Raw genomic sequence first — 24,280 nt, 5'->3', positions numbered from 1 at the left:
ATCCGGGGCAGGCTGGAGAAACTAGAAAAATTAAGTGCTGCTAGCTGATTTAGCTTGTGATTTTTTATCGTCAGAGGCAGTCTTTTTAACTGCCGCAGGTGTAGGCTGCGCACTGACAGATGGCACATTGTCCGTAAAACGCTGATTAGATTGCTGCAATATTTGCAAATGCACAGATGCACGGTCAACGCCGCTTCTATCGAGTTGCAAAGGGGCGGGAGATGCTGGTGTGGATGCTGGCGCTTCCTGCATTACTTCCGCTATCGCTTCCGCCGTCTTGTCCTGATCACTGTTTTGAGTGGGAATGGAAGGCGTGAACATAAAATCCTGTGAAAAGGCAATGCCAGCCAGGAGAGAGGAAGACAGCAAACACAAGAAGATGGATTTTTTTAACATGATTGCCTGCAAATTATTAAGTGCTGCGGGTGTCAAAACCAATATCACCACAAATGTCACAGTAAATATTCAGTATCTGTGAATTCGTGTTTATGCTATTTTGTGTAAAAGTAAATATTTGGGATAGTAGATGCTAAACAAGCAATTGCGGTTTTTTATGCACACGCACTTTTGCTTGTTGGTTCTGTCTGTCTTGCTGGTCAAGAGCGAATTTTTCTTCAAGGCTGAGGCGTTTCGCCGCAATGAAGACCGTTTGCATCGTGTGACCAGCCTGTTCGACATCAAAAGCTATCTTTTGTTGTTCGGTCAGTCTTTGCGCTGATATTGTGACAGTAGGAATATTTGCTTTTACAGCAAGTTTATTAATATATGTAGCCACTGACACTATGGTAGCAGCAAATACGCAAATGGTTAAGAGTGTTAAATTGGTTTTCTTGGCAATATTCATTTTTTTCTCCCTGGTTTTTTATGTCGTCTTGCGATGTAAGCACTTTAAGCAAGTTGCCCCGTGTCTGCCATGCGTTTGCGATGAAATGCAGAAACTGGGGGACGAAATTCAAAAAATGAAACATGAGCAGTGTCGCTTGCCCGGAAAAAATGAGATGCTTTTTGCCATTTAGTGTCTCTGTGAGAGATACTGGGAGCCTGTTAAAAAATTAAGGCTTGGGAGTCTGCATGTCGGGAAGTCGTTACATTAAACAGATTAAACAGATCAAGCAGTTGGCGATGCTGCTGGCGGTTTGGCCAATGCTGACGCAGGCGCAATTGCAGCCCTGGGGAGACTACCCCGCATTGCCTAAGCCTGCTGCCTCAGGCCAGGCTGAGCTGGCGGCTGACCCATATCGCTTGCTGGAGTCGCTTAGTGACACCCAGGTGCGGGCCTGGATGAAAAAACAAACCGACTTTGCCAATGCTGCATTGGCAAACATCAGTGGCCGGGATGCTTTATTAAAGCGGCTCAAAGTCCTGCAGGCCACAGAATTTGGTGCAGGGAGTTTGCTGGAAGTGCGGGGCATGCAGTTTTTTGTGCGTACGACTGCCGATGGCAGGCAGCAGCTCTTCATGCGCAATGCTGCGACCAGCGCCGAGCGTTTGCTGTTGCTGACCGAAGTCGGGCAAAGTGTGGGAATGTTCATGCCATCTCTGGATGGTAGCCATGTCGCTGCGACGATAATGAGAGCCAGCGGACAGCGTCAAAGCCTGCGCATTATCAAGACCAGTGACGCCAGCATACTCAAGGATAACCTTGAGATGATAGCAGCTGATATCAAGGACGTTGCCTGGAAAGCAGATTCCACGGCGATTTACTACCGCAAGGCTGCTGCAAAGCCAGGTACCGACCGCGGCGCTATCTGGCAGCATGTACTGGGCAGTAAGCTGGAAACTGATGTGCCTGTCATTGGCCCTGGTGTTAACAAGAGCAGACGATTTGCCGCCAGCGATGTCGTGACAATCAGAACCAGAACAAATTCACCCTACCTGCTGGCACACGTTCAGCACGGGCAAAACCAGGATCGCAGTCTGTACATCATCAAGCAGGATCAGCTAAAGGGAGCAGCATCTCCGTGGCAGCGTATTGCAGCGCCAACAGATAAAGTCAGAAGCGCATGGCTGGCGGGCGAACAACTCTATGTACTGTCAACAAAAAAGAAAAGCACAGGGGCTGTACTGAAACTGGATTTAAAGACCCCGCAAATGAGCGCGGCCAAGGAAGTCTTACCTGCTAGCAGTGATGAATTGCTGGATGTGGCGGTTGCACGGAACGCTTTGTATGTTCATGCTGTTGAAGCCGGCTATAGCAAGCTCATCAAAGTCGAGCTTGATGGCGGCAAGCAGGAGGACCTGAACCTGCCGCGCTCAGGGCGTATTGGTGACTTGAATGCAGATGCAGACAGTGAAGGGGTGCTGTTTGTTCTGGAAGCTGCAAATTCCGCGCCTTTGGCATACCGCGCATTGGCTGGTGGCCAGGTCAGGAATGTAGAGGTGTTCCGTGCGCCGCAGGTTGGCTTTCATCGTATCGCCAGCAAAAGCTTGAGTATTCCCAAACCTGGCAGCACCGGGCAAATTGCCTTGACCCTGCTATATCCCGAAGGCATGGAACTGGATGGTAAACGCCCTTGCTTATTGACGGTTGATACAGGAACAGGCTTGTCTAAATTGGCCAGGTTTGACGCCTTGCGACTGGCATGGCTGGAACAGGATGCCTTGATGGCTATCGTTCATATTCCGGCAAATGAAGCCACCAGGCAAAAAAATCCAAATGAAGGTCTCGATGAAGTTCTTGCGGCGGCGGACTACTTGATTACCGAGGGCTATACCAGCCCAAAGAAACTGGTGGCGCAAGAAACTATCTCTGGCAAACGATGGCTGGCGCAAGCTATCAGTCAGCGACCTGACTTGTTTGTCGCCATGCAAAGTGCGGCGATACTCTCCGAAACTGCCAAAACTTCGACTTCAGGCAAAAATCAAAAATCAACTGCAGCCGACAAGGCCAAATTGACTGGCAGCAGCTTTAATCCTTACGCCAGCTTGAGTAATGGCAGGACTTATCCTGCAACCCTGATATCTGCCCATTTTGGGCTGGCTGATACGCCCATCTGGATGAGCAGCAAGTTCAGTGCGCGTTTGCAAGCGGCAAATGCAGAAAAAGCCAGGCCAGCATTATTTCGGACCGACTTTGCTGGTAGCTGGAAGTATGATGCACTGAGTGAGCAGGCAGATAATTGGGCCTTCTTGCTTTGGCAGGCCGGGCATAAAGGATTTGCGCTCAAATAAAAAAAGGCCGCTGTGAACTGACAGCGGCCTTTTTCAACTCAATCTTCTGAATATTTGTATTAGCAGGCAGCGTGGTTAACCGTGATCACATGTACAGCCAGGCCACCCAGAGAGGTCTCCTTGTATTTTGCCTGCATGTCAAAACCTGTTGCGCGCATGGTTTCTATTACGTCATCCAGACTGACATGATGCGTGCCATCGCTGCGCAGGGATAATGAAGCTGCAGTAATCGCCTTGACCGCCCCCATGCCATTACGTTCTATGCAGGGAATTTGTACCAGACCGCCGATAGGGTCACAAGTCATGCCCAAATGATGTTCTATGCCGATTTCTGCGGCTGATTCAATTTGCTCGTTGGTGCCGCCAAGGGCGGCGGTCAAGCCAGCTGCCGCCATGGCGCAGGCGACACCGACTTCGCCCTGGCAGCCGATTTCAGCGCCTGAAATCGAGGCATTCTTTTTGCACAGCATGCCTATGGCAGATGCTGCCAGCATGAAGTTGCGTATGCCTTGCTCAGGGTGGCTGGGCTTGCAGTCTTCTGCATAGTAGCGCAGCACAGCTGGGATAATGCCGGCGGCACCATTGGTTGGGGCTGTGACCACGCGGCCGCCAGCTGCATTTTCTTCATTGACAGCCATGGCATACAGGCTGACGCGGTGCAGGCCGTCATGTGGTAAGACATCAGCCGTTTCATTGGCAGCACGCCATAATTTGGCGGCGCGGCGTTTGACATGCAAACCACCTGGCAATTCGCCAGACATTTGCAGGCCGCGTGAGATGCAGCCTTTCATGACTGACCAGATTTTATCCAGGCCAGCATCGAGTTCTTCGTCGCTACAGTGTACATTCTCATTGGCACGCAGCATGTCGGTGATGGATAAACCAGTGCGTTTACCATGGGCCAGCAATTCAGCCATGGTACCAAAGGGGTAGGGTAGTGTTTTTCTTTCGCCACTCTCGTCAGAGCCAGGATTCTCCAGCTCTTCTGCCGAATAAATAAAGCCGCCGCCGGTGGAGTAATATATTTTTTCAAAACTGCTACCATCATTGCGCGTCAGTATGAATTTCAGGCCATTCGGGTGGCCAGGCAATACTTCTTGCTTGAACCAGAGTATATCTGAGGCAACATCAAATTTGACTGGGTATTCGCCCAGCAAATTCATTTTGCCTGAACTGGTCAGGGCAGCCAGTTTTTCATCCACGCTTTCAGGAACCAGGTCTTGCGGCGTCTCGCCCATTAAACCAAGCAAAACTGCCTTGTCGGTTGCATGGCCGTGGCCAGTCAGCGCAAGGGAGCCGTATAAGGCGACCTGTACTTTGGACGCCTTATACAAATCTGCAGATTCAAGTAAAAACCTGCGTGCAGCCAGCATGGGGCCAACCGTATGGGAACTTGATGGGCCCACGCCTATTTTAAATAATTCGAATACACGCATGTCCATCAATTCACCTCTTTACTTGTCTCTGTTAATTATTTATGCGGCCTGACCCAACTCCTTCAACGCCTTTTGATCGACACGAATATTTTTCAGCATGTCTTCCACCAGTTGTTGCAGGCCCACTTGTGCTTGCCAGCCCCAGTCGGCTGTCGCTACACTGTCATCCAGGCTTTGTGGCCAGGAGGCGGCGATTGCCTGACGGCTGTCAGGCGCGTAGTGTATGTCAAATGCAGGCAAATTTTGTTTGATTGCAAACGCTAATTCCCGTGGATTAAAGCTTAAACCTGCAACATTGTAAGATGAGCGTATAGAAAGTTTGGCGGCGGGCGCATCCATCAATGAGATCGTGGCGCGTATGGCGTCTGGCATATAGATCATGGGCAGGGTGGTTTCCGACTCCAGGAAGCACTCATAAGTCTTGCCTAGCAGTGCCGAGTGGAAAATGGCAATCGCATAATCCGTCGTACCACCACCAGGAGGTGATTTATAGCTGATGATGCCAGGGTAACGTATGCTGCGTACATCAACGCCGTATTTCTGGAAATAATATTCGCACAGTCGTTCGCCTGCCAGTTTGCTGATGCCGTAGATAGTGCTGGGGTCCATTACCGTATATTGCGGCGTATTGACTGCTGGCGTATTGGGGCCGAATGCAGCGATGGAGGAAGGCCAGAATACTTTCAATGGCTTGCCAGCTTCATTGCGGGTACGTGCCAGTTCCAGGATATTGAGCAAGCCATCCATGTTCAACGTCCAGGCTTTCAGCGGGGCTTGTTCACCGGTAGCTGACAGCATGGCTGCCAGTTGATAGACCTGGGTAATGTCATATTGAGCGACGACTTGCGCCAGTCTTTCAGGATTCAGGACATCAATGACTTCATAGATTTTTGCGCCATACAGGCTTTCAGGCCTGATATCGGCAGCGACTACATTGTCTGCGCCATGCTGGTTTGCCAATGCTTCCACCAACTCACTACCGATCTGGCCGTTGGCGCCTATCACTAAAATGCGTTCCATGGATATCCCTTACTTAATGATGTTTAATTCGCGACCTGCCTGGGCAAACGCAGCCAGGGCAGTATTCAATTGATCCGTCGTATGGGCAGCGGACAGTTGCACACGCACGCGAGCTTGCCCCATGGGAACGACTGGATAGAAGAAACCAGTGACCAGCACACCCAGTTCATACAGGCGCGCGGCAAATTTTTGCGCAACCGGTGCATCGAACAGCATGACAGGGACGACAGGGTGTGTGCCTGGTTTGATGGTGAAGCCCAGCGCCTCGATCTCGCGACGGAAGTGTGTAGTATTGGCATGCAGGCGGTCACGCAATTCAGTCGAATTGGACAATCGCTCCAGAACAGACAGGGAGGCTCCGGCTATCGACGGTGCCAATGTATTGGAAAACAGGTATGGGCGGGATTTTTGACGCAGGGTGTCGATGACTTCCTTACGTGCCGCTGTGAAGCCACCCATCGCACCACCCAGTGCTTTACCTAAAGTACCAGTAATAATATCTATGCGGCCCAGGACATTGTGATGTTCATGAGTGCCGCGACCAGTCGCGCCCATGAAGCCGGATGCATGGCATTCATCGATCATGACCAGCGCATCATATTTATCAGCCAGGTCACAGATCTTGTCGAGCTGGGCAATAGTGCCATCCATGGAGAAAACGCCATCAGTGACGATGATGCGGTGACGCTTGTCGGCAGCAGCTATTAATTGCTTTTCCAAATCAGCCATATCATTATGGGCATAACGGAAACGGGCCGCCTTGCACAGGCGTATGCCATCAATGATGGATGCGTGATTCAGTGCATCGGAGATGATGGCGTCATTTTCATCGAATAAGGGTTCAAATACTCCGCCATTGGCATCAAATGCTGCTGCGTAAAGGATGCAGTCTTCCGTGCCCAGGAAGGCAGACAAGGCTGTTTCCAGTTGTTTGTGTACAGTTTGCGTACCGCAAATAAAACGTACGGATGACAGACCATAACCATATTGCTCAGTGGCGGCTATGGATGCCTGCACCATGGATTCATCACCAGACAGACCCAGATAATTGTTGGCGCATAAGTTAATCAACTTGCGGCCATCATCACACGTGACTTCAGAGCCTTGACGGGAAGCAATCACGCGCTCTGGTTTGTAAAGGCCTTGTTCACGCAAATTGTCCAGATTGCTGGCCAAGCCGTGGATGAAGTTTGTTCTGGAAGTGGTATGACTCATGGTGTCCCCGTATATCTGGTGTGTTGCTGTGTATATTTGATCTTTGTTTACCAGCTTTATTGATGGAAGACTGGCAATTTCATGTCTGAAGGTCAAAGGCACTGTTACACTATTGTTAGAAATTCCTAAAATATTTGAATAATTCAATATCTGGAACTAAAGTTCGATATATCGAATATTAAGCTAGCTTATACACTGATGCAAGAGTCTTTATGAAAAAAGTTCTACCTAATACGCCGCCAGAAGTGGGCGCGACTTTGCAAAAAATGCGTCTGGAGCGTGGTTTGACGCTGGAAGATTTGTCACGTACAGCCGGGGTGTCGAAGTCCATGTTGTCGCAGATAGAAAGGGAAAAGGCTAATCCCACTATAGCTGTTGCATGGAGATTGGCAAATGCTTTGGGTGTCAGCATTGCAGAACTATTGTCATCGGAATCACCCAAACTCGACCCCATCCGTGTCTTGGAAGCGCATGAAACACCGACCTTGCCAGGTGAGCATGCTGGCTATGTGCTGCGCATATTGGGGCCTATGGAACTGGCGGGTAAATATGAATGGTATGAGCTTACCCTGGCACCCGGCGGTGCACTAGTGTCAAACTCACATGACCCCGGTGCATCAGAGCATCTCACCTTGCTCAATGGTAGTGTTGAGGTGGAAGTGGAGGGAGCGCGCAAGAAACTCAAGCTGGGCGCTACGGCGCGCTATGACGCAGATAAAAATCATGCCATCCGCAATTTGGGCAAAACAGAAGCAAAGGCCCTGCTTGTTGTCATTCACCGCTAATGCCAATCGGCATCGTGTTATTTGGATTCTGGTAAGATTCAGCCTGTAAACTTGTTTGCCACATAATACTTTGCTGCCTGGCTGCAATTATCCTTGTGGCTCAGGACTTTTGTTGTGTGGAGATATAAGCGGTATGAGCAAGAATAAAACAATTCAAGTGTATGACAGGCCAGCTGGCGGCTGGGGTGCCTTAAAAAGTGTAGCTCAGCAGATATTTGAGCAGGGCATACCGAAGAAGGGTGCTCTCACCCTGTTGTCTGCCAACCAGCCTGACGGTTTTGATTGCCCTGGCTGTGCCTGGCCGGATGCAGATCACACTTCTACCTTTGAATTTTGCGAAAACGGTGCCAAGGCGGTTGCTGCCGAATCGACCGCGAGACGTGCCACGCCCGAAGTGATCTCCAGTCTTACCGTCAGTGAATTGTCAGAAAAGTCAGATTATTGGCTGGAATCCCTGGGTCGTCTTACCCATCCCATGCTATATGACCGCGCCAGCGACAGATATCAAGTCATTAACTGGGACCAGGCTTTTGACACCATTGCAAGGCATCTCAATGCACTGCCCAAGCCTGACGATGCAATTTTTTATACTTCGGGCCGCACCAGTAACGAAGCAGCTTTCTTGTATCAATTGTTTGTACGTGAATTTGGTACTAATAATTTCCCTGATTGTTCGAATATGTGTCATGAGCCATCAGGCTTCGCCATGCGCGAAGCTATCGGCATAGGTAAGGGCACAGTATTGCTGTCAGATTTCCAGCAGGCCGATGCGATTTTGATTTTTGGACAAAATCCTGGTACCAATCATCCGCGCATGCTGGGTGAGTTGCGTGCGGCATCCAAGCGTGGTGCTGCTATCGTTTCTTTCAATCCCTTGCGCGAGCGCGGCCTGGAAAAATTCCAGAACCCGCAAAATGCGCTGGATATGCTGACAGATCAGGCTTCCACCATTTCATCAGACTACTTTCAATTGAAAATCGGCGGTGACCTGGCAACTGTCAAGGGCATGATTAAATGTGTGCTGGAAGCAGATCAACTGGCACAAGCGGAAGGGCGGCACAGAATTATCGATGTCGAATTTATTGCCGAACATACCGCCAATTTTGAGCAATTTGCTGCAGAGGCTCTGGCCGAGCCTTGGGACGTTATTGTCAGGGAATCTGGCCTGGACCGGGCACAGATACAACGCGCAGCAGATACCTATATGGGCGCCGGCAAGGTTATCGCTTGTTGGGGTATGGGCATCACCCAGCACAAGCATTCTGTGGCTACCATACAGATGATCGTCAATCTCTTGCTCTTGCGCGGCAATATTGGTCGTCCTGGTGCGGGGCCTTGTCCTGTACGCGGACATAGTAATGTTCAAGGTGACCGTACCATGGGCATCATAGAAAAACCGAAGCCAGCTTTCCTTGAGCGTCTGGGCCAGGTATTTGATTTTCAGCCACCGCAAAAGCACGGCTACGATACTGTCGGTGCAATTGAGGCCATGCTCAACGAGGGCGGTAAGGTATTTTTTGGTATGGGTGGCAATTTCGCCACGGCTACTCCAGATACTGAAGTGACGCATAAGGCACTGAAAAATTGTGCGTTGACCGTGCATGTAACAACCAAGCTCAATCGCAGTCATTTGATCTGCGGGGAGAATGCAATCATCCTGCCTTGCCTTGGCCGCACTGAAATCGATATCCAGGAAACCGGGCCGCAAACCGTGACGGTCGAAGATTCCATGAGCATGGTGCATCTTTCGTCCGGCATCAATCCACCCGCGTCGGCAGACTTGTTGTCTGAAGTGGCAGTGGTTGCTCGTCTGGCGCAGGCGACACTCAAAGGCCGCAGTAAAACGCAGTGGGCTTGGTTGCAGGCGGACTATAGCCGCATACGCGACAAAATCGCTGCCGTATTCGATGACTTTGCCAATTTCAATGAACGTGTCAAAGTGCCAGGCGGCTTCCATTTGCGCAATACTGCATCTGAACGTGTATGGATGACGGCCACAGGCAAGGCCAATTTCAATACCCATGCCGTACCTGTAGATTTGCCGATACATCAGGCGCGCAGGAAAAGGCAATCACCCGTCTTCAATCTGGCGACCATGCGTTCACATGATCAATTCAATACCACCATCTATGGTATGAATGACAGGTATCGCGGTGTATTTGGTGAGCGTCGCGTGTTGTTCATCAATAAAGACGATATCAAGGCACTCAACATGCAGGCAGGCGACTGGATAGATATGGAGAGCCTGTGCGATGATGGTGTCAAACGTCAGGCAAAGCGTTTCATGCTGGTTGAATACAATATTCCTCAAGGCTGCCTGGCTGCTTATTTCCCCGAAACCAATGGCCTGGTGCCTTTGTCCAGCTTTGCTGATCACGCACGCACGCCTACCTCGAAATCAATACCCGTGATCATCCATACCCATCACGCCCAGGTTTAATGCGGGGTTGAATGAATTCATTAGATAATTTGCAAGACAAACTCAGCCTTGAGCTCATGGCTGAGTTAAGCAATCATACCGGGGCAGTTTCCCTGCCTCGATTGGGCAAACGCCTTGGGGTAAGGCAGAGTTCCTTGCTGCGCTGTATTGCCTATCTTGGTGAGCAGAGTATGGGGCAGCATCAGGGCGCTGGCTGGGTAAGACTTGAACAAGATGGTGAGCGCAGCATGCTGAGCCTGACAGAAGCTGGCCGACAGGTATGCAAAGAGATGAAAGCGCCTGCAGATCAGGATGCAGCCGTGTCGACCGGCGTCATACAACATCAAGTGCAAAGAGTCAGTTTTCATGGTCAGGCAAGTATAGCGGTGCTGGATCAAGTGGCAGAAGAAGTGCCGGTTGCCCTGGTCTACAACGGTATTTCCCACGCGGCCATGCTGGCTACTCCCTTGAATCTGGAAGACTTTGCTTTGGGTTTCAGCTTATCTGAAGCTATTGTTGACGACCCCAGTGAGATTTATGAGATTGAATGTATTTCGAGTGCCGATGTGCATGGCATAGAAGTACAAATGCGCATCTCGGCGGCTCGCTTTGCTGCCTTGAAAGAGCGGCGACGAAGTCTGGCAGGTAATACTGGTTGCGGTCTGTGCGGTAAGGAAAGCTTGCAGGCTTTGCCCATGCAGCTACCCGTAATCAAGTCTGCACTTGTCGAACAGTTATCGCCAGCCAGCTTGTACAAGGCTATGCAGGCCCTGAATGCACAACAAGTTATTAACTCACAAACAGGCGCAGTCCATGCTGCTGCCTGGGTAGATATGCAAGGGCTTATACTGGCTTTGCGTGAAGATGTGGGGCGACATAATGCTCTGGATAAATTGCTTGGCACTTTGGCTAGTGCCAGGGTAATCCATAAGGCATCTGAGCCGGGCTTTCTCTTGATGAGCAGTCGTATCAGCTACGAACTGGTGCAAAAAGCAGCGCGGGCCAATATTGCCATCCTGGCGGCATTGTCTGCGCCAACTTCATTGGCGATTGATCTTGCAGTGCAGGCGGGTATTTGCCTGACAGGCTTTGTTCGTGAACATGGTTTTGTAGTCTATTCTCACCCGGAAAGACTGCAGGCCGAATGAAGCGGGCATGAAAATGGATTTTTGCCAAATTTACAGAGGTTTTAAGACGCCAGGAAAGTTATAATAGAAAGAATATTCGCTTTATTCTTCCCATCAATCTTTCCCTCATCCTGTCGACTTATGCAATACGCTTCAACACGCGGGCATACCGCAGCACAAAATTTCTCGGAAATACTCTTAGGTGGTCTGGCTCCCGATGGCGGCCTTTATCTGCCAACAACTTATCCGCAAGTCACAGATGTCGAGCTGGATGCCTGGCGCAAGCTGTCTTATGCCGGGCTGGCATTTGAAGTCTTGAAAAAATTTGCAACGGATATTCCGGAAGCGGATTTGAGAGCGCTGGCAGAGCAGACTTATACTTCGGATGTGTATAAAAATGCACGTAGCGATGAATCTGCAGCGCAAATCACGCCCTTGCGTGTATTGCAGGACAAAAATGGCCACAAGCTGGTTTTGCAAGCCCTGTCGAACGGCCCGACCCTGGCATTCAAAGACATGGCCATGCAATTGCTGGGCAATTTGTTTGAATACACCCTGGCAAAGAATGGCGCAGAACTGAATATTTTTGGTGCTACTTCTGGTGACACCGGCAGCGCTGCTGAGTATGCGATGCGTGGCAAAAAGGGCATACGGGTTTTCATGTTGTCCCCGCATAAGAAAATGAGCGCTTTCCAGACCGCGCAAATGTTCAGCTTGCAAGACCCGAATATTTTCAATATCGCTGTCGAAGGCGTCTTTGATGATTGCCAGGACATGGTTAAGGCTGTCTCAAATGATCTGGAATTCAAAAACCGCCAAAAAATAGGCACTGTCAATTCCATCAACTGGGCGCGTGTGGTGGCTCAGGTTGTGTATTACTTCCGTGGCTATCTGAGCGCAACAACCAGCAATGAGCAAAAGGTTTCGTTCACAGTACCGTCTGGTAATTTCGGTAATATCTGCGCAGGTCACATTGCCCGCATGATGGGTTTGCCTATCGATAAACTGGTCGTGGCGACCAATGAAAATGATGTGCTGGACGAGTTTTTCCGTACAGGCATTTACCGTGTACGCAAATCGGCCGAAACCTGGCATACTACCAGCCCATCCATGGATATCTCCAAGGCCTCGAATTTTGAGCGCTTTATCTATGATCTGCTGGACAGGGATGCGCCCCGTGTTGCTGCCTTGTTCAAGAAAGTCGAAACCGAAGGCGGTTTTGATTTGTCTGGCAAACCAGGCAGTGATGGTGACGAGTTCAGCAAGATCGCCAAATTTGGTTTTGTGTCAGGCAAATCTCTCCATGCAGACCGCTTGCAAACTATACGCCAAGTGGAAAAAGAATTTGGCATCACCATTGATACCCATACAGCAGATGGTATCAAGGTCGCGCTTGAAAATCTTGAAGAGGGCGTTCCCATGATTGTGCTGGAGACTGCCTTGCCAGCAAAATTCAATGAAACCATCAAGGAAGCCCTGGGTCGTGATGCTGAACGCCCAGCTGGCTTTGAAAATATCGAAGCCTTGCCACAGCGTTTTGACGTCATGACTGCTGACGTGACTGCGATGAAAGCTTTTATCGCAAAAAATACCGGGCTGTAATCGTCAAGTCTCATTTACAAAACAATAAAAAACCGCAGAAATGCGGTTTTTTTACATCTGATGCATTCCATGCGAGGCTATCTGCTGCAAGGAATTTTTTGCATGGGGAAGTCTATACCTTTTTCCTGGTCTTTGACTTTTCCTTCTATGCGCCCCAATAAGCTACCGTCTGCATTCAACTGATAGATGACGCGTTGAGGGAATTCTGGCCTGGGGTTCTCAAAGACAACTCTTTGCTTGTCCAGCGACAGCAATTGAAAACTGGCTTCTGGCTTGCCGGAGGGGATGGCAGTGAATGTCAGACTGTCAGCATTCTCTTGTATGCGCATGAATTCCCAGGCGACTGTTTTGCCTTTGCGTACTGTGCGTCCCATGCCCAGCATGCTACCACCGGAGGGAGCCAGCCAATGTTCTTCGGAGCCCGCTTCAGCACCTGCAGCCTGCCAGCAACCTTGCAACCATTGCACATCCTGTATGCTATTACCTGCCCAGCTGCTACTGCAAAACAAAATGCCTGCACCGACAAATAGCATCGATTTCAGCTGCATATGGCCTCCAATAGGGTCAAGCCTTGTTTAACCACGGGTCCAGTTTTCTACGGAATTCACCCTCATCAAAGCCTTCAATCACTTCATTGTCTATGGTGATGACGGGAATGCCATTTTTACCAAATTTCCTGTATGAATTGTAGTCTTCCTTGCTTTTTTCCACATCCAGATCTGTATATGCTATGCCGTTTTCTTTAAAAAAACTTCTGGCTGCTGCGCAATAACCACACCAGCCAGTGCCGTATAAAGTGACCACTGGCTGCCGCGTGGTTTGCCCTGCGGTTTTGGCCGCATTTGCCTGCGTCAGATTTTGCAGGGCGATTGCTTCTTGTTTTTTGCTCTCTTTATGACTGAGATAGCTTTGCACACTGACACCAGCAACTATAATCAATGCGATCAGCCACTTTCCAACATTCGAAGAATTATTTTCGCTTAACTGGGTATTCCTGTTATTGCGGGCAGCATTTCTACTATGAGACACCGGCAGATCACCTGCTTTAATATAGGCCACCTGGCATGACGGACATTGCCATTCGGGGCATTCGTCGGTTTCCTTGCGTATGTAACTACATTTTGGGCAGATGCGTGTCATGCTGTTTATTTAAAGAATTTAAAAATACTCAACGCTTTATCTGAATTGCGAGGCTGAAGGCGGGGCAGGGAAGTGCATATTCCAAATGCGCCTGAATTGCCTTGCGGAACCAAAACCAGATGATTCAGCGATGCGTTCTATTGACCAATCCGTATTGGCCAGGAATTTACTTGCCAATGATAAACGAAGTGAAGTCAGATAGGCTTGTATTGATACTTCAGTATGTAGTTTAAAGACGCGCGTGGCATGGCGGCTACTGCTGCAGGCGATGTTTGCCAGCTCAGTTAAATTCCATGGATGTGCAGGGTTTTTGACCATGGCATCCTGCATTTTATGAACTGCAGGGTGCAGGTGATTGCGGTATTTCAGCCAGGGAGACAATTGCGGGTCATTCCCTGAACGGCGCATATACACCACCAGGTTCCGGGCAACCGCACTGGCTGCCAGTGGCCCGGCCAGTTCGTTGATCAGATGCAGCGCCAGGTCTATGCCTGCGGTGACTCCTGCACTGGTGCAGATGCGGCCATCTTCCACAAAAATACGGTTTTCCTCCACTTTGATGGAACTGTCTATACTGCTCAGATCTAGGCAATGATTATGGTGTGTTGTAGCCTTGTGTCCACTTAACAAGCCTGCACGGGCTGCCATCAGCGCACCAGAGCATATACACACCAGCCTGTGGCTGGGACGGAAATGTTGTGCCAGCCACGAGATGGCGACTTGTGCATCGGGTAGCGCATAAACTTCATTGCCGCCTATCAGACCAGGTAAAACCAGTATGGCATCTGCATCCAGCTCGGCGGGCAAAGCTTGCATGGGGCCTAGCCGCAAGCCCACTGATGAATTGATACTCTGCTGCGGACTGATAAAACGCATTTCAAAACGAACTTCATCCTGATATCTGTTGGCGAATAAAAGCGCATCGGCTGGCCCGGCAATGTCCAGCAGCAGGGTGTCGGGCAGCAAGAGAAAGTAAACTTCTTGTATACGGGGCATGATATTGAAGAAATTCAGGCAAATATACGGCGCACTCCAGTCGCCAGTTTGCTGCCAAAGACATTGATGAGCAGGCCTGCCATTACGGTCGCTGCCCCCAGTAGCTGGGTTTGGTTCAATGCTTCATCGAGTAATACCCATGCTGCGCTCAGGCCAACAACAGGCACCATCAGGGTCAAAGGTGCTACCAGATGCGTGGGCAGGCTGGCCAGGAGTTTTCCCCACAAGGTATAGCCTATCAACGTTGCTGCTACAGCCAGATAAACAATGGTGAGGCCGGATGACAGACTCATATTTTGCAGGCTATGCATGATGACATCACCACCTTCAAAGAGATAAGAAAGCAGGAAGAAGGGCAGGATGGGTACCAGTGCACTCCATGACACCACGCTCAATGCATTTGTCACGCCTATTTTTTTATTGATGACATTACCACTGGCCCAGGAGAATGCTGCGCATAAAGTCAGAGCGAAACCAGCCAGTGTGACCTGACTGGCCGAGCTGCTAATGCTGGCGCTGCCCAGCAATATCAAACCTGTACTGGCCACCAGCATCCCCAGCAAATTACTTGGACGCAGCTTGTCACCAAATACAACGGCAGACAAACCTACCGTAAAGAAAGCCTGAGCCTGTAATACCAATGATGCCAGGCCCGCAGGCATGCCGACTGCCATGGCTGAAAACAAAAAGGCAAACTGCCCCAGGCTGATGAACATGGCGTATGCCAGCAATAGTTTGAGTGGCACTTTAGGGCGAGGTAAAAAGAAAATCGCCGGGAAAGCCACCAAAATAAAGCGCAAAGCCCCCATCAGGAAAGGTGGTATGCCTTTCAAGCCGATTTTGATGACTACGAAATTCATCCCCCACAAGAGAATAACTATGGCAGCAATCAATATGTGACGCGGGTTAAGGACAGATTTGGACATGGTGATTTTGCTTAAGTGTATTAATTTGTTTTAGCGTACACCCTTTTGGTGGATGCAGGATTATTGGGTAATTTGTTTTCTGGCCTGATAGGACGTGGAACGAAATTTCCGCCACAATTTGGACATACACCCTGCAGTGGGCCATCGACACAATCTGCGCAGAAGGTGCATTCAAACGTGCAAATGCGTGCCTTGGCAGAGGCTGGTGGTAAGTCGCAGTCACAGCGTTCACAATTCGGTCTTAATTCCAGCATGATACATTTCCTTTTTGTTGTGAGTCGATATCATGCAGAATACCAGTTTGAATATCTTCTGCCAGCCATGATCGCGACCAGTGGCGGTCAGATCAGGACATTGCTATAGTCCAGTCAGTTCATTCTCAAAGTCTTTATGTCTACCATCTTCACCCGCCAGCAATTAATAGCCATCGCTACCCGCAAGGAGTACGCACAAAGCAGGCAACTGGCCAAACAGAAAAGACTGCCAATTGAGCAATGCTTGTCATTATTACTGGAGCAAAGCGCAAAGCATGGGGGCCTGCAAGATATATCACAACTGGCAGAGCAGCGCAGTGAGGCAAAAAATGCTGACAATGCCAGAAAACAAGCGCAAAGAGCTGAGAAGCAAGAGCAAAGAAAGAACCAGTTGCACCGGCAATCATCCATGCAAAAAAACGCAAACACATGGCTGGCCTGGTTCGATGGCTCTGCCTTACCAAATCCGGGCAAGTGCCAGATTGCCTGTGTACTCACATCGCCTGAAGGCCATAGCTTTGAGTATGTACAGAATTTCGAATATGGTGACAGTTGTGATGCAGAGTACAGTGGCTTGTTATTTGCATTGCTGCAAGCGCAACATCATGATGTGCAGCACCTGATCGTGCATGGGGACAGCCAGGTTGTCATTGATGATTTTAATCAGCACAAGGCGAGCAAGCTGGCTCGCATGCTGGAGTACCGTCAACAGGCGCAGTTATTGGCCGCAAGATTTGAGCAATTGCAGGTGCGCTGGGTGCCGCGCCATAAAAACCAGACTGCTGACGCCCTGACGCAAATGGCTATCAGCCTAAAGCTTGATTGCAAAAGCCTGTGATAATAGTTCCAGTATGCTGGGTCGTGGATGTTGTAACTTGCTGAGCAAGACCAGTTTGCGCGCGTAGCCAGGGTCAGGGATGCGGGTGATTACACATTCATGTGCCAGTTTTTCCAGGCCCGGCCAATGAGGCACCAGACTGACTCCCACATCATCTGCAACCAGCATGGCGATGGTTTCCAGACCGTCAAGGTCGCACATGGCTCCCAGCTCCAAACCCTGATCTTTCAAGTATTTTTCAGCAAATCGTCCGCCCCAGGCATTGGGGTCATAGCGCAGATAGGGGCGGGATTGCAAGGTGGCAGGAATATCACCTTGGGGAGCATATCGTGAAAGCAAAACCAAAGATTCAGCCCTGATATTGCGCATTTGCAGGCTTTTGGGCAACTCAAAAGCGGGCGCAACCAGAATTGCTGCATCTATTTCATCATCCAGGACTGCCTGATATAAAGAGCGGGATGTGCCTGGCACTATACCCGGCTTTAAATTAGGTGCATTCTGCCTTAATTGCCGCAATACTGTCGGCAACATGCCTGTCATGGCGGTCGAAATGGCACCTATTTTGATCGTGCCAGTCAAGCCTTTCGGGTCAATGTCGCCAGCCAGCAAAGCCACTTCACTGACTATATGCCTGGCCCGGGGCAATAAATTCAGGCAGGCTTCTGTTGGCCTGGCGGTGTGAGCAAGTCTGGAAAGCAGGGGAAAGCCCAGCTCTCTTTCCAGTGCCTGTATGCGCTGGCTGATAGCGGCTGCAGTCAGATTTTCAGCACGTGCTGCCTCGGCGATGGAGCCCTGTTCTATGGTAGTTATCAGGCTTCGTAAATAACGGCTATCCATAAAAATTTCTTTTGAATGCATTAAAAATTATATGCTATCTCTTTTGAATGAGAGGCGCTAGCATTTCACTATTGCGAAACTCATATTTCAAACAGGAGACTTTTAATGAAAGCCTTATTTCACCTCGCCTACCATGTGCGCGATCTGGATGACGCCAGGCAGTTTTATACTGACATACTGGGATGTGCTGAGGGGCGCAGTGCAGCTACCTGGGTAGATTTTGATTTCTTTGGACATCAGATATCCCTGCATCTTGGCCAGCCATTTGCCACCACCAATACAGGCAGGGTAGGCGATCACATGGTGCCCATGCCACACCTGGGCGTGATACTTTCCATGCCAGACTGGCAGGCATTGGCAGACCGTTTAGTGGCACAGAAAATCAAATTTGTGCTGGAGCCAGCGATACGTTTTGCCGGGCAGCCTGGCGAACAAGCGACCATGTTTTTTCTTGACCCTTCTGGTAATCCCATAGAAATCAAGGGTTTTAATCATCTGGATAATGTTTACGACAAATGAAACCGAATCTCATCCCGAATCTAATTCCGACTGTCATCCCGTTTTTGGCCGCACCTGGCTATGCGCATACGCAAGCCTGGGTACAAGCTCTGCAAACAGCCATGCCTGAAGAACAAATCGTCGCCTTTGATGACATGACTGATGAAGCGAAGGCCACATGTAAAGTCGCCATCGTCGCCAATCCCAATCCGGCAGAATTGCAGCAATTGCCACAACTGCAATGGGTACATAGTGTCTGGGCAGGGGTAGAGCGTCTGGTTGCCGATTTAGGTAACACTGATCTTAAGATCGTGCGCCTCGTTGACCCGCAACTGGCAAATACCATGGCTGAAGCAGTATTGGCCTGGACCTTGTATCTGCATCGCGACATGCCTGCTTATGCCAGGCAACAGGCACAAAAAAAATGGCAGCCACGCGAATACGTCGCGGCCAGACAAAGAACAGTTAGCCTGCTGGGTTTGGGGGCTTTAGGTGAAGCTGCAGCACGTAGCTTGCTGCAGGCAGGATTTACTGTTTGCGGTTGGAGCCGCAGCCCTAAATCTGTCGCTGGTGTCGAATGTTTTAATGGCGAAAATGAATTGCCCGAGATGCTGGCAAAGACCGATATTCTGGTCTGTCTGTTGCCTTTGACACCAGATACCCGAGGCATCATCAATGCCAGTATGCTGGCGCAATTACCGCAAGGTGCATCATTCATCAACTTTGCCCGTGGTGCCATCGTCAATGATGTCGATTTGCGCGCAAGTCTGGAGAGCGAGCATATTTCGCATGCTGTACTGGATGTGTTTGATATAGAGCCGTTACCAATGTCAGAGTGGCATTGGCAATATCCTCATGTCACAGTATTGCCCCATTGTTCTGCACCTACAGATAGAAAAACTGCGTCGGCGATTGTCGCAGAAAACATACGTCGTTATCGCCTCAGTGGCGGGTTACCGCAAACAGTAGATATTGCCCGAGGCTATTGATATTTTCTTGTGTAGAACTGTTGCTGCCTTTTTTGTTCAACAACATAATGGCTCAGGCTTGTAGTTCTGATCTTTTGAGGTGGGAGTCTTAACACTCCCACCAAGTTGCTGATTGGCTATTAAAAACCTAGCAAGCCCTTGAGCACATCAGTCGCTTTTACTTTTGGTTCTTCTTTTTGCTCCGGCCTTTGTTGTGGTTCAACTTGTGAAGTATTGTTGTTCCTGCGGCCACCCATGCCAGCCATATCTCCCATGCCACCGAGGATGGAGCTATAAGTAGACTTCATGCGCAGTTTGGTTTGCCAGTCTGGTTCCCAGGCGACTTTACTATCAACAGGGCGTGGTGGATAAGCAAAATAAGCATCAGATCCATAGGCGATCATGCGCAACATCCCTGCACCTTGCTCGCCAAAAATACCTTTAGGAACATCGCATTTGCTTGTATTGGCAGGCAAAATGACTTTTTCATTGAGCCATCTGTCAACATCGGCATTCGCCTGATAATCCACAAGACCGAAACCAAAATCCGGCAATTCACTGGATGTCCACACAATGACTTCAGAGCTGTCACCTTTACCAGATTGCCCACCCATGACACTGATGAAATAACCGCGTGCGTTGGGTATGGTTTTCCATTCAAGGCTAACACCACCGTCTTTCCTGGTTTGCACTAGATCAATCGCTGCCATTAAATCATGGCCAGGTCCGAGATTCAGCTTAAAACTTTCAGGTATGCCATTGCCGACGAATTGATGTTGACCCACTAATGAGGCATTGTCCGGTACTTTCCTGTCATCTGCCTTGTTTGGCCAGGCTGGATTGCCTGGTTGTGAGCGTGCACCCTTGGTGAGTTTGCCACGCATGACAAAGAATTTTGCGTAATCTTCTGGCGTTGCCTTGGCTGCATCCAGGGTGCGTGGCTGGCCTGGCCTTACTGTTTCACCGCAGCCCCAGTAAATCGAAATTTTACCCTTGGGCTTTTCATAACTGGGATCAGAAGGACTTTCTTCTGTTGGCGTGTATGTCACGGGTTTGTCTGGCAATGGGGCAATCAACTTCAAACTATCACCCAGGTTCATGCCTGGCGGCAGCATTTGGCTCGCATCTGTCAGAGCGGTATTCTTGCTTGTAAAGACAGAGACATCCATAAATCGCCCACTCGCAAAACCCATGGAATGGGTATTGCCAAACACATTGCCCCTGTTGTTGCCCGCGCTGTCGCCGCGCGCCATACCCCCTAAAGCTCCAAGAAAGCCACCAGACTGTGCACTCGCCATCCCACTGGGCATATCACTGGCATTGGTCGCAAGATCTATATAGGCCAGTGCAATTGGAGGGTTGCTAATTTGCGCACTTGTGGTTCCAGTTTTGGCTGGTGCAGTTTTCGTTTGTGCGCTCGCAGTTGGCTTGCTTTGTGATGTGGCAGTGAGAGGTAAGCCCAGCAAGCTGCAACAAATGAGCTGGGTTAAAAGAGGGTAGGTACCAGGTTTACGTGCTACTAAAATCTTCATGGATAACTCCTTGCATTGAGAAGCAACTGAGAGAAAAACCAGAAAAACTTGGAGCTGCAGGTGATGATGTTAGAGATGAAGAAAAAACTTTAGACTAAATAATATGTTAACGACAAAGCACTGACATTCTGTTGTAGTTAAGGAAACGAGTCGGAGATGTGAGCAATAAAATACCAGTCGCAAACTTGACCATAAACAAAAAAGGTTACAGTATAAATACCATAACCTTTAAATGTTAAATCAAATTTTTGGTCGGGGCGAGAGGATTCGAACCTCCGACCCCGTGCACCCCATGCACGTACGCTACCAGGCTGCGCTACGCCCCGACACTGAGCGAAAGATTATAGTATATCGTGGCGAATATTGCTATGTTTGGTCAGAAACTTCTTAAATGCTTGCTTTGGTGAAAATATTTGTCCGATTTTATTCATTAATTGACTGAAATATTTTCATAATTCAGAAAAAACTGTGAGAATACCAGTCTAGGTCGCCGTATTTTTACGGTGCTTAAAAAAACATATCTGAATAAATACAACATGACAATTAAAATCAGTCAGAATTTCGACGCGGGAGCGATCGAAGTCGTCAAGGCGGAACAGGCGGGGGCCATCGATTTAAATTTGCGCAAGGATTCACATGCCGACATCTGGCAGTGGTTTCACTTTCGCTTGCAGGGTGCGCGTGGTCAGGAGACTGTCATGCGTATCCTCAATGCGGGTGATGCTACCTATGCCAAGGGCTGGGAAGGCTATCGCGCCGTAGCAAGTTATGACAGGGCCAACTGGTTCCGTGTCGATACCGAGTTCGACGGCAAGGTCATGACCATACGCCATACACCCGAGCGTGATAGCGTGTATTACGCTTATTTTGAACCTTATACCTGGGAGCGTCACCTGGCTTTGCTGGGTGGGGTGGAAAATTCTTCAGTTGCCCGTGTTGAAGACCTGGGTAATACCGTCGATGGCCGCGATCTGAACCTGATCGTAGTTGGTGACCAAGCGGCTGAAAAGAAAGTCTGGATTATTGCTCGCCAGCATCCGGGCGAAACCATGGCTGAATGGCTGGTTGAAGGCACCTTGAATGCCTTGCTGGATCCATCCAATCCAATCGCACGCAGCATCCTGGAAAAAGCGGTTGTGTACATCGTTCCGAACATGAACCCTGATGGTTCTGTACGCGGTAACCTGCGTACCAATGCAGCCGGTGCCAACCTGAACCGTGAATGGATGACACCTTCGCTGGAAACCAGTCCGGAAGTCTATCACGTCAAGAACAAGATTCATGAAACCGGTTGCGACCTGTTCCTCGACATTCATGGTGATGAAGCCTTGCCTTATATCTTCGTGGCTGGCAGTGAAATGCTGGCAGGCTTTAGCGAAAAGCAGATGCAGGAACAACAGCATTTTGTGAATAGCTTCTGCCTGGCCAGCCCGGACTTCCAGACCAAATACGGTTACGAAGCATCCAAATACAATGAAGATGTATTGAAACTGGCATCCAAGTATATTGGACATACTTTCAAATGCGTTTCATTGACTCTGGAATTGCCATTCAAGGACAATGCCAACTTGCCAGATGCAGAGGTAGGCTGGGATGGTTCGCGCAGTATCAAGCTGGGTGAAGCGATGTTGCAACCGATTTTGGCGACATTGAGTGCATAATTCCGATATTTATTGATCGGAGTAGTGATGGGCGTAGAGATTGAACGCAAATTCCTTGTTGTGAATCAGGATTTCAAGCAGCAGGGGCAGGGCACATTTCTGCGCCAGGGTTATATTTGCTCTGACCCGGGTCGCATCGTACGGGTACGCATAGAAGCTGAACGTGCGATGCTGACCATCAAGGGTCTGTCAACCGACATTAGCTGTAGCGAATGGGAATACCCCATCCCGCTGGCCGATGCACAAATCTTGCTGGACACAGTCTGCCAGCAACCTCTCATAGAAAAAACTCGTTATCGCATTCCTCTCGCTGGTTTGATCTGGGAAGTCGATGAGTTCATCGGTGATAATCTCGGCCTTATTGTGGCCGAGGTTGAGCTTGAATCCGAGCAGCAGCAATTTGAGCGCCCGGCCTGGCTGGGTGAAGAAGTCAGCCACGACAGGCGCTATGCAAATGCAAATTTGCTCAAACATCCTTACAAGGACTGGGCATAATCATGGCCAGGCTGATTTTTACCCAGCAACTCAGTCGCTTTACTGAGGTTCCTGAGGTAGAAACTGCAGCTGATAATTTGCGTGATGGGCTGGAAGCAGCATTCGAGGTCAACCCTACTTTACGCGGCTATATCCTGGATGAACAGGGTGACCTGCGTTTTCATGTGGTGGTTTTTATCGACGGTAAACGCGTCATGCGACGCAATGGCTTACACGATCCTTTAAGTTCAAATAGCCAGGTTTATGTTTTGCAGGCACTTTCAGGAGGCTAATGATGAAAGCAATGGTAGCAACCCGCAAGGGTTTGTTTGAAATGATCCATATTGACGGCAAGTGGGAACTGGATCAGATCAGTTTCCTTGGTGAGCCTTTGAGTATGTGCCTGCATGACAAACGCGATGGCGCTGTTTATGCGGCATTGAATCTCGGACACTTTGGAGTCAAGTTGCACAGGCGCGATGAAGGCCGTGACGACTGGACTGAGATTGCCGTGCCAGCCTACCCTGAACATGCCAAAACAGATGACGATGTTGAATGGAAGCTCAAAGTCATCTGGTCTATGGAAACCGGTGGAGGTGATGAGCCTGGCGTACTATGGGCTGGAACCTTGCCAGGCGGCTTATTCCGCTCACCAGATCGCGGCAACAGTTGGGAATTGGTGCGTAGCTTATGGGACAGGGAAGAGCGCAAGGAGTGGATGGGCGGCGGTTACGACACGCCAGGCATACATTCGATATGCGTCAATCCGCGCAATTCTCAGCATATCTTGTTGGGTATCTCCTGTGGTGGTGCCTGGAAAACAGAGGATGGCGGGAAAAATTGGGGGTTGTCTGCGTCCGGTATGCATGCTGCCTACATGCCACCTGATTTGGCAGACAAGCAAAATATCCAGGACCCGCATCTTATCGCCCGTAGCAAGTTTGCCAGCCATGTTTTATGGTGCCAGCATCATAATGGCATCTGGCGCAGTGAAGATGATGCAGCAAGCTGGCAACAATTACATTTGCCTGAAGGTATCCCCGACTTTGGTTTTGCTGTAGCCGCTCATCCGCGCAACCCAGATATTGCCTGGTTTGTTCCCGCGGTGGCTGATCAAAAGCGCGTTCCCCTGCATGGCTCCATGAGTGTCACGCGTACACGGGATGGCGGCAAAACCTTTGAGTCTTTGCGGAATGGTTTGCCACAACAAGATTGTTATGATCTGGTGTATCGTCATGGCCTGGCTGTGTCAGAAAATGGCAAGAATCTGCTGATGGCGTCGACTACCGGTAATTTATGGGCGAGTGAAAATGAAGGGGAAGACTGGTATCAGATATCAGCTAATCTGCCACCGATTTACGCAGTCAAATTTTATTAATCT

At 49.6% G+C, this 24,280-nt stretch carries 24 protein-coding genes and 1 tRNA gene; 12 read left to right on the top strand and 13 right to left on the bottom strand.

Annotation, left to right across the window (positions count from 1 at the left end; genetic code table 11):
• Positions 1-30: 30 nt before the first annotated feature.
• Positions 31-396, bottom strand: coding sequence for a hypothetical protein (locus tag DFR42_RS03965; protein WP_110253619.1), 366 nt, complete (start codon positions 394-396; stop codon positions 31-33).
• A gap of 133 nt (positions 397-529) precedes the next feature.
• Complete coding sequence (locus DFR42_RS28945; RefSeq protein WP_146218782.1) at positions 530-844, bottom strand: hypothetical protein; 315 nt, start codon at positions 842-844, stop codon at positions 530-532.
• A 227-nt stretch (positions 845-1,071) separates the two neighbouring features.
• Between DFR42_RS28945 and DFR42_RS03955 the strand changes: the two genes are divergently transcribed.
• Positions 1,072-3,171, top strand: coding sequence for a prolyl oligopeptidase family protein (locus tag DFR42_RS03955; protein WP_110253617.1), 2,100 nt, complete (start codon positions 1,072-1,074; stop codon positions 3,169-3,171).
• Between the two features lie 59 nt (positions 3,172-3,230).
• On the opposite strand, the gene DFR42_RS03950 is transcribed toward DFR42_RS03955, so the two are convergent.
• The 3 genes from DFR42_RS03950 to kbl are packed head-to-tail and all read right to left on the bottom strand — an operon-like array spanning position 3,231 to position 6,842.
• Positions 3,231-4,613, bottom strand: coding sequence for an L-serine ammonia-lyase (locus tag DFR42_RS03950; protein WP_110253616.1), 1,383 nt, complete (start codon positions 4,611-4,613; stop codon positions 3,231-3,233).
• Between the two features lie 33 nt (positions 4,614-4,646).
• The gene (locus DFR42_RS03945) at positions 4,647-5,627 is read right to left on the bottom strand and encodes an NAD-dependent epimerase/dehydratase family protein (RefSeq protein WP_110253615.1); all 981 of its coding nucleotides are present in this window, start codon (positions 5,625-5,627) and stop codon (positions 4,647-4,649) included.
• Positions 5,628-5,636: 9 nt separating this feature from the next.
• The gene (gene kbl / locus DFR42_RS03940; RefSeq protein WP_110253614.1) at positions 5,637-6,842 is read right to left on the bottom strand and encodes a glycine C-acetyltransferase; all 1,206 of its coding nucleotides are present in this window, start codon (positions 6,840-6,842) and stop codon (positions 5,637-5,639) included.
• Positions 6,843-7,054: 212 nt separating this feature from the next.
• On the opposite strand from kbl, the gene DFR42_RS03935 reads away from it, so the two are divergent.
• The 4 genes from DFR42_RS03935 to thrC all read left to right on the top strand — a co-directional run bounded on the left by DFR42_RS03935 (position 7,055) and on the right by thrC (position 12,775).
• Positions 7,055-7,627: a helix-turn-helix domain-containing protein gene (locus DFR42_RS03935; RefSeq protein WP_110253613.1), complete on the top strand. Its 573-nt coding sequence runs from the start codon at positions 7,055-7,057 to the stop codon at positions 7,625-7,627.
• Between the two features lie 133 nt (positions 7,628-7,760).
• A complete protein-coding gene (locus DFR42_RS03930; RefSeq protein ID WP_110253612.1) occupies positions 7,761-10,067 on the top strand; it encodes an FdhF/YdeP family oxidoreductase in 2,307 nt (768 codons plus the stop codon).
• An 11-nt stretch (positions 10,068-10,078) separates the two neighbouring features.
• The gene (fdhD, locus tag DFR42_RS03925) at positions 10,079-11,194 is read left to right on the top strand and encodes a formate dehydrogenase accessory sulfurtransferase FdhD (RefSeq protein ID WP_245936820.1); all 1,116 of its coding nucleotides are present in this window, start codon (positions 10,079-10,081) and stop codon (positions 11,192-11,194) included.
• A 120-nt stretch (positions 11,195-11,314) separates the two neighbouring features.
• The gene (gene thrC / locus DFR42_RS03920; RefSeq protein WP_110253611.1) at positions 11,315-12,775 is read left to right on the top strand and encodes a threonine synthase; all 1,461 of its coding nucleotides are present in this window, start codon (positions 11,315-11,317) and stop codon (positions 12,773-12,775) included.
• Positions 12,776-12,852: 77 nt separating this feature from the next.
• On the opposite strand, the gene DFR42_RS03915 is transcribed toward thrC, so the two are convergent.
• Genes DFR42_RS03915 through DFR42_RS03895 form a run of 5 tightly spaced genes read right to left on the bottom strand, consistent with a single transcriptional unit; the run spans position 12,853 to position 16,091 of the window.
• The gene (locus DFR42_RS03915) at positions 12,853-13,323 is read right to left on the bottom strand and encodes a DUF6265 family protein (protein ID WP_110253610.1); all 471 of its coding nucleotides are present in this window, start codon (positions 13,321-13,323) and stop codon (positions 12,853-12,855) included.
• 16 nt (positions 13,324-13,339) lie between these two features.
• Positions 13,340-13,915, bottom strand: a complete 576-nt coding sequence (locus tag DFR42_RS03910; RefSeq protein ID WP_110253609.1) for a glutaredoxin family protein — start codon at positions 13,913-13,915, stop codon at positions 13,340-13,342.
• A gap of 36 nt (positions 13,916-13,951) precedes the next feature.
• A complete protein-coding gene (locus tag DFR42_RS03905) occupies positions 13,952-14,911 on the bottom strand; it encodes a GlxA family transcriptional regulator (protein ID WP_110253608.1) in 960 nt (319 codons plus the stop codon).
• 14 nt (positions 14,912-14,925) lie between these two features.
• Positions 14,926-15,837 (bottom strand): EamA family transporter, encoded by a 912-nt coding sequence (locus DFR42_RS03900; protein ID WP_110253607.1) that lies wholly within the window; start codon positions 15,835-15,837, stop codon positions 14,926-14,928.
• A 20-nt stretch (positions 15,838-15,857) separates the two neighbouring features.
• Complete coding sequence (locus tag DFR42_RS03895) at positions 15,858-16,091, bottom strand: DUF1272 domain-containing protein (RefSeq protein ID WP_110253606.1); 234 nt, start codon at positions 16,089-16,091, stop codon at positions 15,858-15,860.
• Positions 16,092-16,227: 136 nt separating this feature from the next.
• Between DFR42_RS03895 and DFR42_RS03890 the strand changes: the two genes are divergently transcribed.
• Positions 16,228-16,929: a ribonuclease HI family protein gene (locus tag DFR42_RS03890; RefSeq protein WP_110253605.1), complete on the top strand. Its 702-nt coding sequence runs from the start codon at positions 16,228-16,230 to the stop codon at positions 16,927-16,929.
• Here DFR42_RS03890 and DFR42_RS03885 read toward each other — a convergent pair.
• Entirely contained in the window at positions 16,903-17,766 is an 864-nt protein-coding gene (locus tag DFR42_RS03885; RefSeq protein WP_110254226.1) for a LysR family transcriptional regulator, read from the bottom strand. The genes DFR42_RS03890 and DFR42_RS03885 overlap by 27 nt on opposite strands.
• Positions 17,767-17,871: 105 nt before the next feature.
• Here DFR42_RS03885 and DFR42_RS03880 point away from each other — a divergent pair, with 105 nt between their 5' ends.
• Together DFR42_RS03880 and DFR42_RS03875 are read left to right on the top strand one after the other, a co-directional pair.
• Positions 17,872-18,285, top strand: coding sequence for a VOC family protein (locus tag DFR42_RS03880; protein ID WP_110253604.1), 414 nt, complete (start codon positions 17,872-17,874; stop codon positions 18,283-18,285).
• Positions 18,282-19,253 (top strand): 2-hydroxyacid dehydrogenase, encoded by a 972-nt coding sequence (locus tag DFR42_RS03875; protein ID WP_110253603.1) that lies wholly within the window; start codon positions 18,282-18,284, stop codon positions 19,251-19,253. The genes DFR42_RS03880 and DFR42_RS03875 overlap by 4 nt, the downstream gene beginning before the upstream one ends.
• A gap of 119 nt (positions 19,254-19,372) precedes the next feature.
• Here DFR42_RS03875 and DFR42_RS03870 read toward each other — a convergent pair whose 3' ends face one another.
• Positions 19,373-20,764, bottom strand: coding sequence for a hypothetical protein (locus DFR42_RS03870; protein ID WP_110253602.1), 1,392 nt, complete (start codon positions 20,762-20,764; stop codon positions 19,373-19,375).
• 249 nt (positions 20,765-21,013) lie between these two features.
• Positions 21,014-21,090 (bottom strand) — tRNA-Pro (locus DFR42_RS03865).
• A 210-nt stretch (positions 21,091-21,300) separates the two neighbouring features.
• On the opposite strand from DFR42_RS03865, the gene DFR42_RS03860 reads away from it, so the two are divergent.
• From DFR42_RS03860 to DFR42_RS03845, 4 genes are read left to right on the top strand one after another with little or no spacing between them, the layout of a single operon-like run.
• On the top strand, positions 21,301-22,425 hold the full coding sequence (locus tag DFR42_RS03860; RefSeq protein WP_110253601.1) for a M14 family metallopeptidase: 1,125 nt from the start codon (positions 21,301-21,303) through the stop codon (positions 22,423-22,425).
• Positions 22,426-22,452: 27 nt separating this feature from the next.
• Complete coding sequence (locus DFR42_RS03855) at positions 22,453-22,920, top strand: CYTH domain-containing protein (RefSeq protein ID WP_110253600.1); 468 nt, start codon at positions 22,453-22,455, stop codon at positions 22,918-22,920.
• A 2-nt stretch (positions 22,921-22,922) separates the two neighbouring features.
• Positions 22,923-23,192 carry a MoaD/ThiS family protein gene (locus DFR42_RS03850; RefSeq protein WP_110253599.1) on the top strand — a complete coding sequence of 90 codons (270 nt, stop codon included), beginning with the start codon at positions 22,923-22,925 and terminating at the stop codon, positions 23,190-23,192.
• 2 nt (positions 23,193-23,194) lie between these two features.
• A complete protein-coding gene (locus DFR42_RS03845) occupies positions 23,195-24,277 on the top strand; it encodes a WD40/YVTN/BNR-like repeat-containing protein (protein ID WP_245936819.1) in 1,083 nt (360 codons plus the stop codon).
• Positions 24,278-24,280: the final 3 nt, after the last annotated feature.

Source organism: Undibacterium pigrum (assembly GCF_003201815.1).
In the GTDB taxonomy this organism is placed as follows: Bacteria; Pseudomonadota; Gammaproteobacteria; order Burkholderiales; family Burkholderiaceae_D; genus Undibacterium; species Undibacterium pigrum.
The sequence above is the reverse complement of the archived record's forward strand: the minus strand, read 5'-3'. Positions and strand labels throughout refer to the sequence as shown.

Excerpts from the sequence above, each read along its gene's own strand:
- DFR42_RS03885 (WP_110254226.1), bottom strand. The coding sequence starts at position 17,766 with ATGGATAGCCGTTATTTACGAAGCCTGATAACTACCATAGAACAGGGC.
- DFR42_RS03875 (WP_110253603.1), top strand. The coding sequence starts at position 18,282 with ATGAAACCGAATCTCATCCCGAATCTAATTCCGACTGTCATCCCGTTT.
- kbl (WP_110253614.1), bottom strand. The coding sequence starts at position 6,842 with ATGAGTCATACCACTTCCAGAACAAACTTCATCCACGGCTTGGCCAGC.
- DFR42_RS03845 (WP_245936819.1), top strand. The coding sequence starts at position 23,195 with ATGAAAGCAATGGTAGCAACCCGCAAGGGTTTGTTTGAAATGATCCAT.
- DFR42_RS03860 (WP_110253601.1), top strand. The coding sequence starts at position 21,301 with ATGACAATTAAAATCAGTCAGAATTTCGACGCGGGAGCGATCGAAGTC.
- DFR42_RS03965 (WP_110253619.1), bottom strand. The coding sequence starts at position 396 with ATGTTAAAAAAATCCATCTTCTTGTGTTTGCTGTCTTCCTCTCTCCTG.
- DFR42_RS03910 (WP_110253609.1), bottom strand. The coding sequence starts at position 13,915 with ATGACACGCATCTGCCCAAAATGTAGTTACATACGCAAGGAAACCGAC.
- DFR42_RS03855 (WP_110253600.1), top strand. The coding sequence starts at position 22,453 with ATGGGCGTAGAGATTGAACGCAAATTCCTTGTTGTGAATCAGGATTTC.
- DFR42_RS03850 (WP_110253599.1), top strand. The coding sequence starts at position 22,923 with ATGGCCAGGCTGATTTTTACCCAGCAACTCAGTCGCTTTACTGAGGTT.
- DFR42_RS03950 (WP_110253616.1), bottom strand. The coding sequence starts at position 4,613 with ATGGACATGCGTGTATTCGAATTATTTAAAATAGGCGTGGGCCCATCA.
- DFR42_RS03955 (WP_110253617.1), top strand. The coding sequence starts at position 1,072 with ATGTCGGGAAGTCGTTACATTAAACAGATTAAACAGATCAAGCAGTTG.
- DFR42_RS03945 (WP_110253615.1), bottom strand. The coding sequence starts at position 5,627 with ATGGAACGCATTTTAGTGATAGGCGCCAACGGCCAGATCGGTAGTGAG.
- fdhD (WP_245936820.1), top strand. The coding sequence starts at position 10,079 with ATGAATTCATTAGATAATTTGCAAGACAAACTCAGCCTTGAGCTCATG.
- DFR42_RS03895 (WP_110253606.1), bottom strand. The coding sequence starts at position 16,091 with ATGCTGGAATTAAGACCGAATTGTGAACGCTGTGACTGCGACTTACCA.
- DFR42_RS03915 (WP_110253610.1), bottom strand. The coding sequence starts at position 13,323 with ATGCAGCTGAAATCGATGCTATTTGTCGGTGCAGGCATTTTGTTTTGC.
- DFR42_RS03870 (WP_110253602.1), bottom strand. The coding sequence starts at position 20,764 with ATGAAGATTTTAGTAGCACGTAAACCTGGTACCTACCCTCTTTTAACC.
- thrC (WP_110253611.1), top strand. The coding sequence starts at position 11,315 with ATGCAATACGCTTCAACACGCGGGCATACCGCAGCACAAAATTTCTCG.
- DFR42_RS03880 (WP_110253604.1), top strand. The coding sequence starts at position 17,872 with ATGAAAGCCTTATTTCACCTCGCCTACCATGTGCGCGATCTGGATGAC.
- DFR42_RS28945 (WP_146218782.1), bottom strand. The coding sequence starts at position 844 with ATGAATATTGCCAAGAAAACCAATTTAACACTCTTAACCATTTGCGTA.
- DFR42_RS03935 (WP_110253613.1), top strand. The coding sequence starts at position 7,055 with ATGAAAAAAGTTCTACCTAATACGCCGCCAGAAGTGGGCGCGACTTTG.
- DFR42_RS03890 (WP_110253605.1), top strand. The coding sequence starts at position 16,228 with ATGTCTACCATCTTCACCCGCCAGCAATTAATAGCCATCGCTACCCGC.
- DFR42_RS03905 (WP_110253608.1), bottom strand. The coding sequence starts at position 14,911 with ATGCCCCGTATACAAGAAGTTTACTTTCTCTTGCTGCCCGACACCCTG.
- DFR42_RS03930 (WP_110253612.1), top strand. The coding sequence starts at position 7,761 with ATGAGCAAGAATAAAACAATTCAAGTGTATGACAGGCCAGCTGGCGGC.
- DFR42_RS03900 (WP_110253607.1), bottom strand. The coding sequence starts at position 15,837 with ATGTCCAAATCTGTCCTTAACCCGCGTCACATATTGATTGCTGCCATA.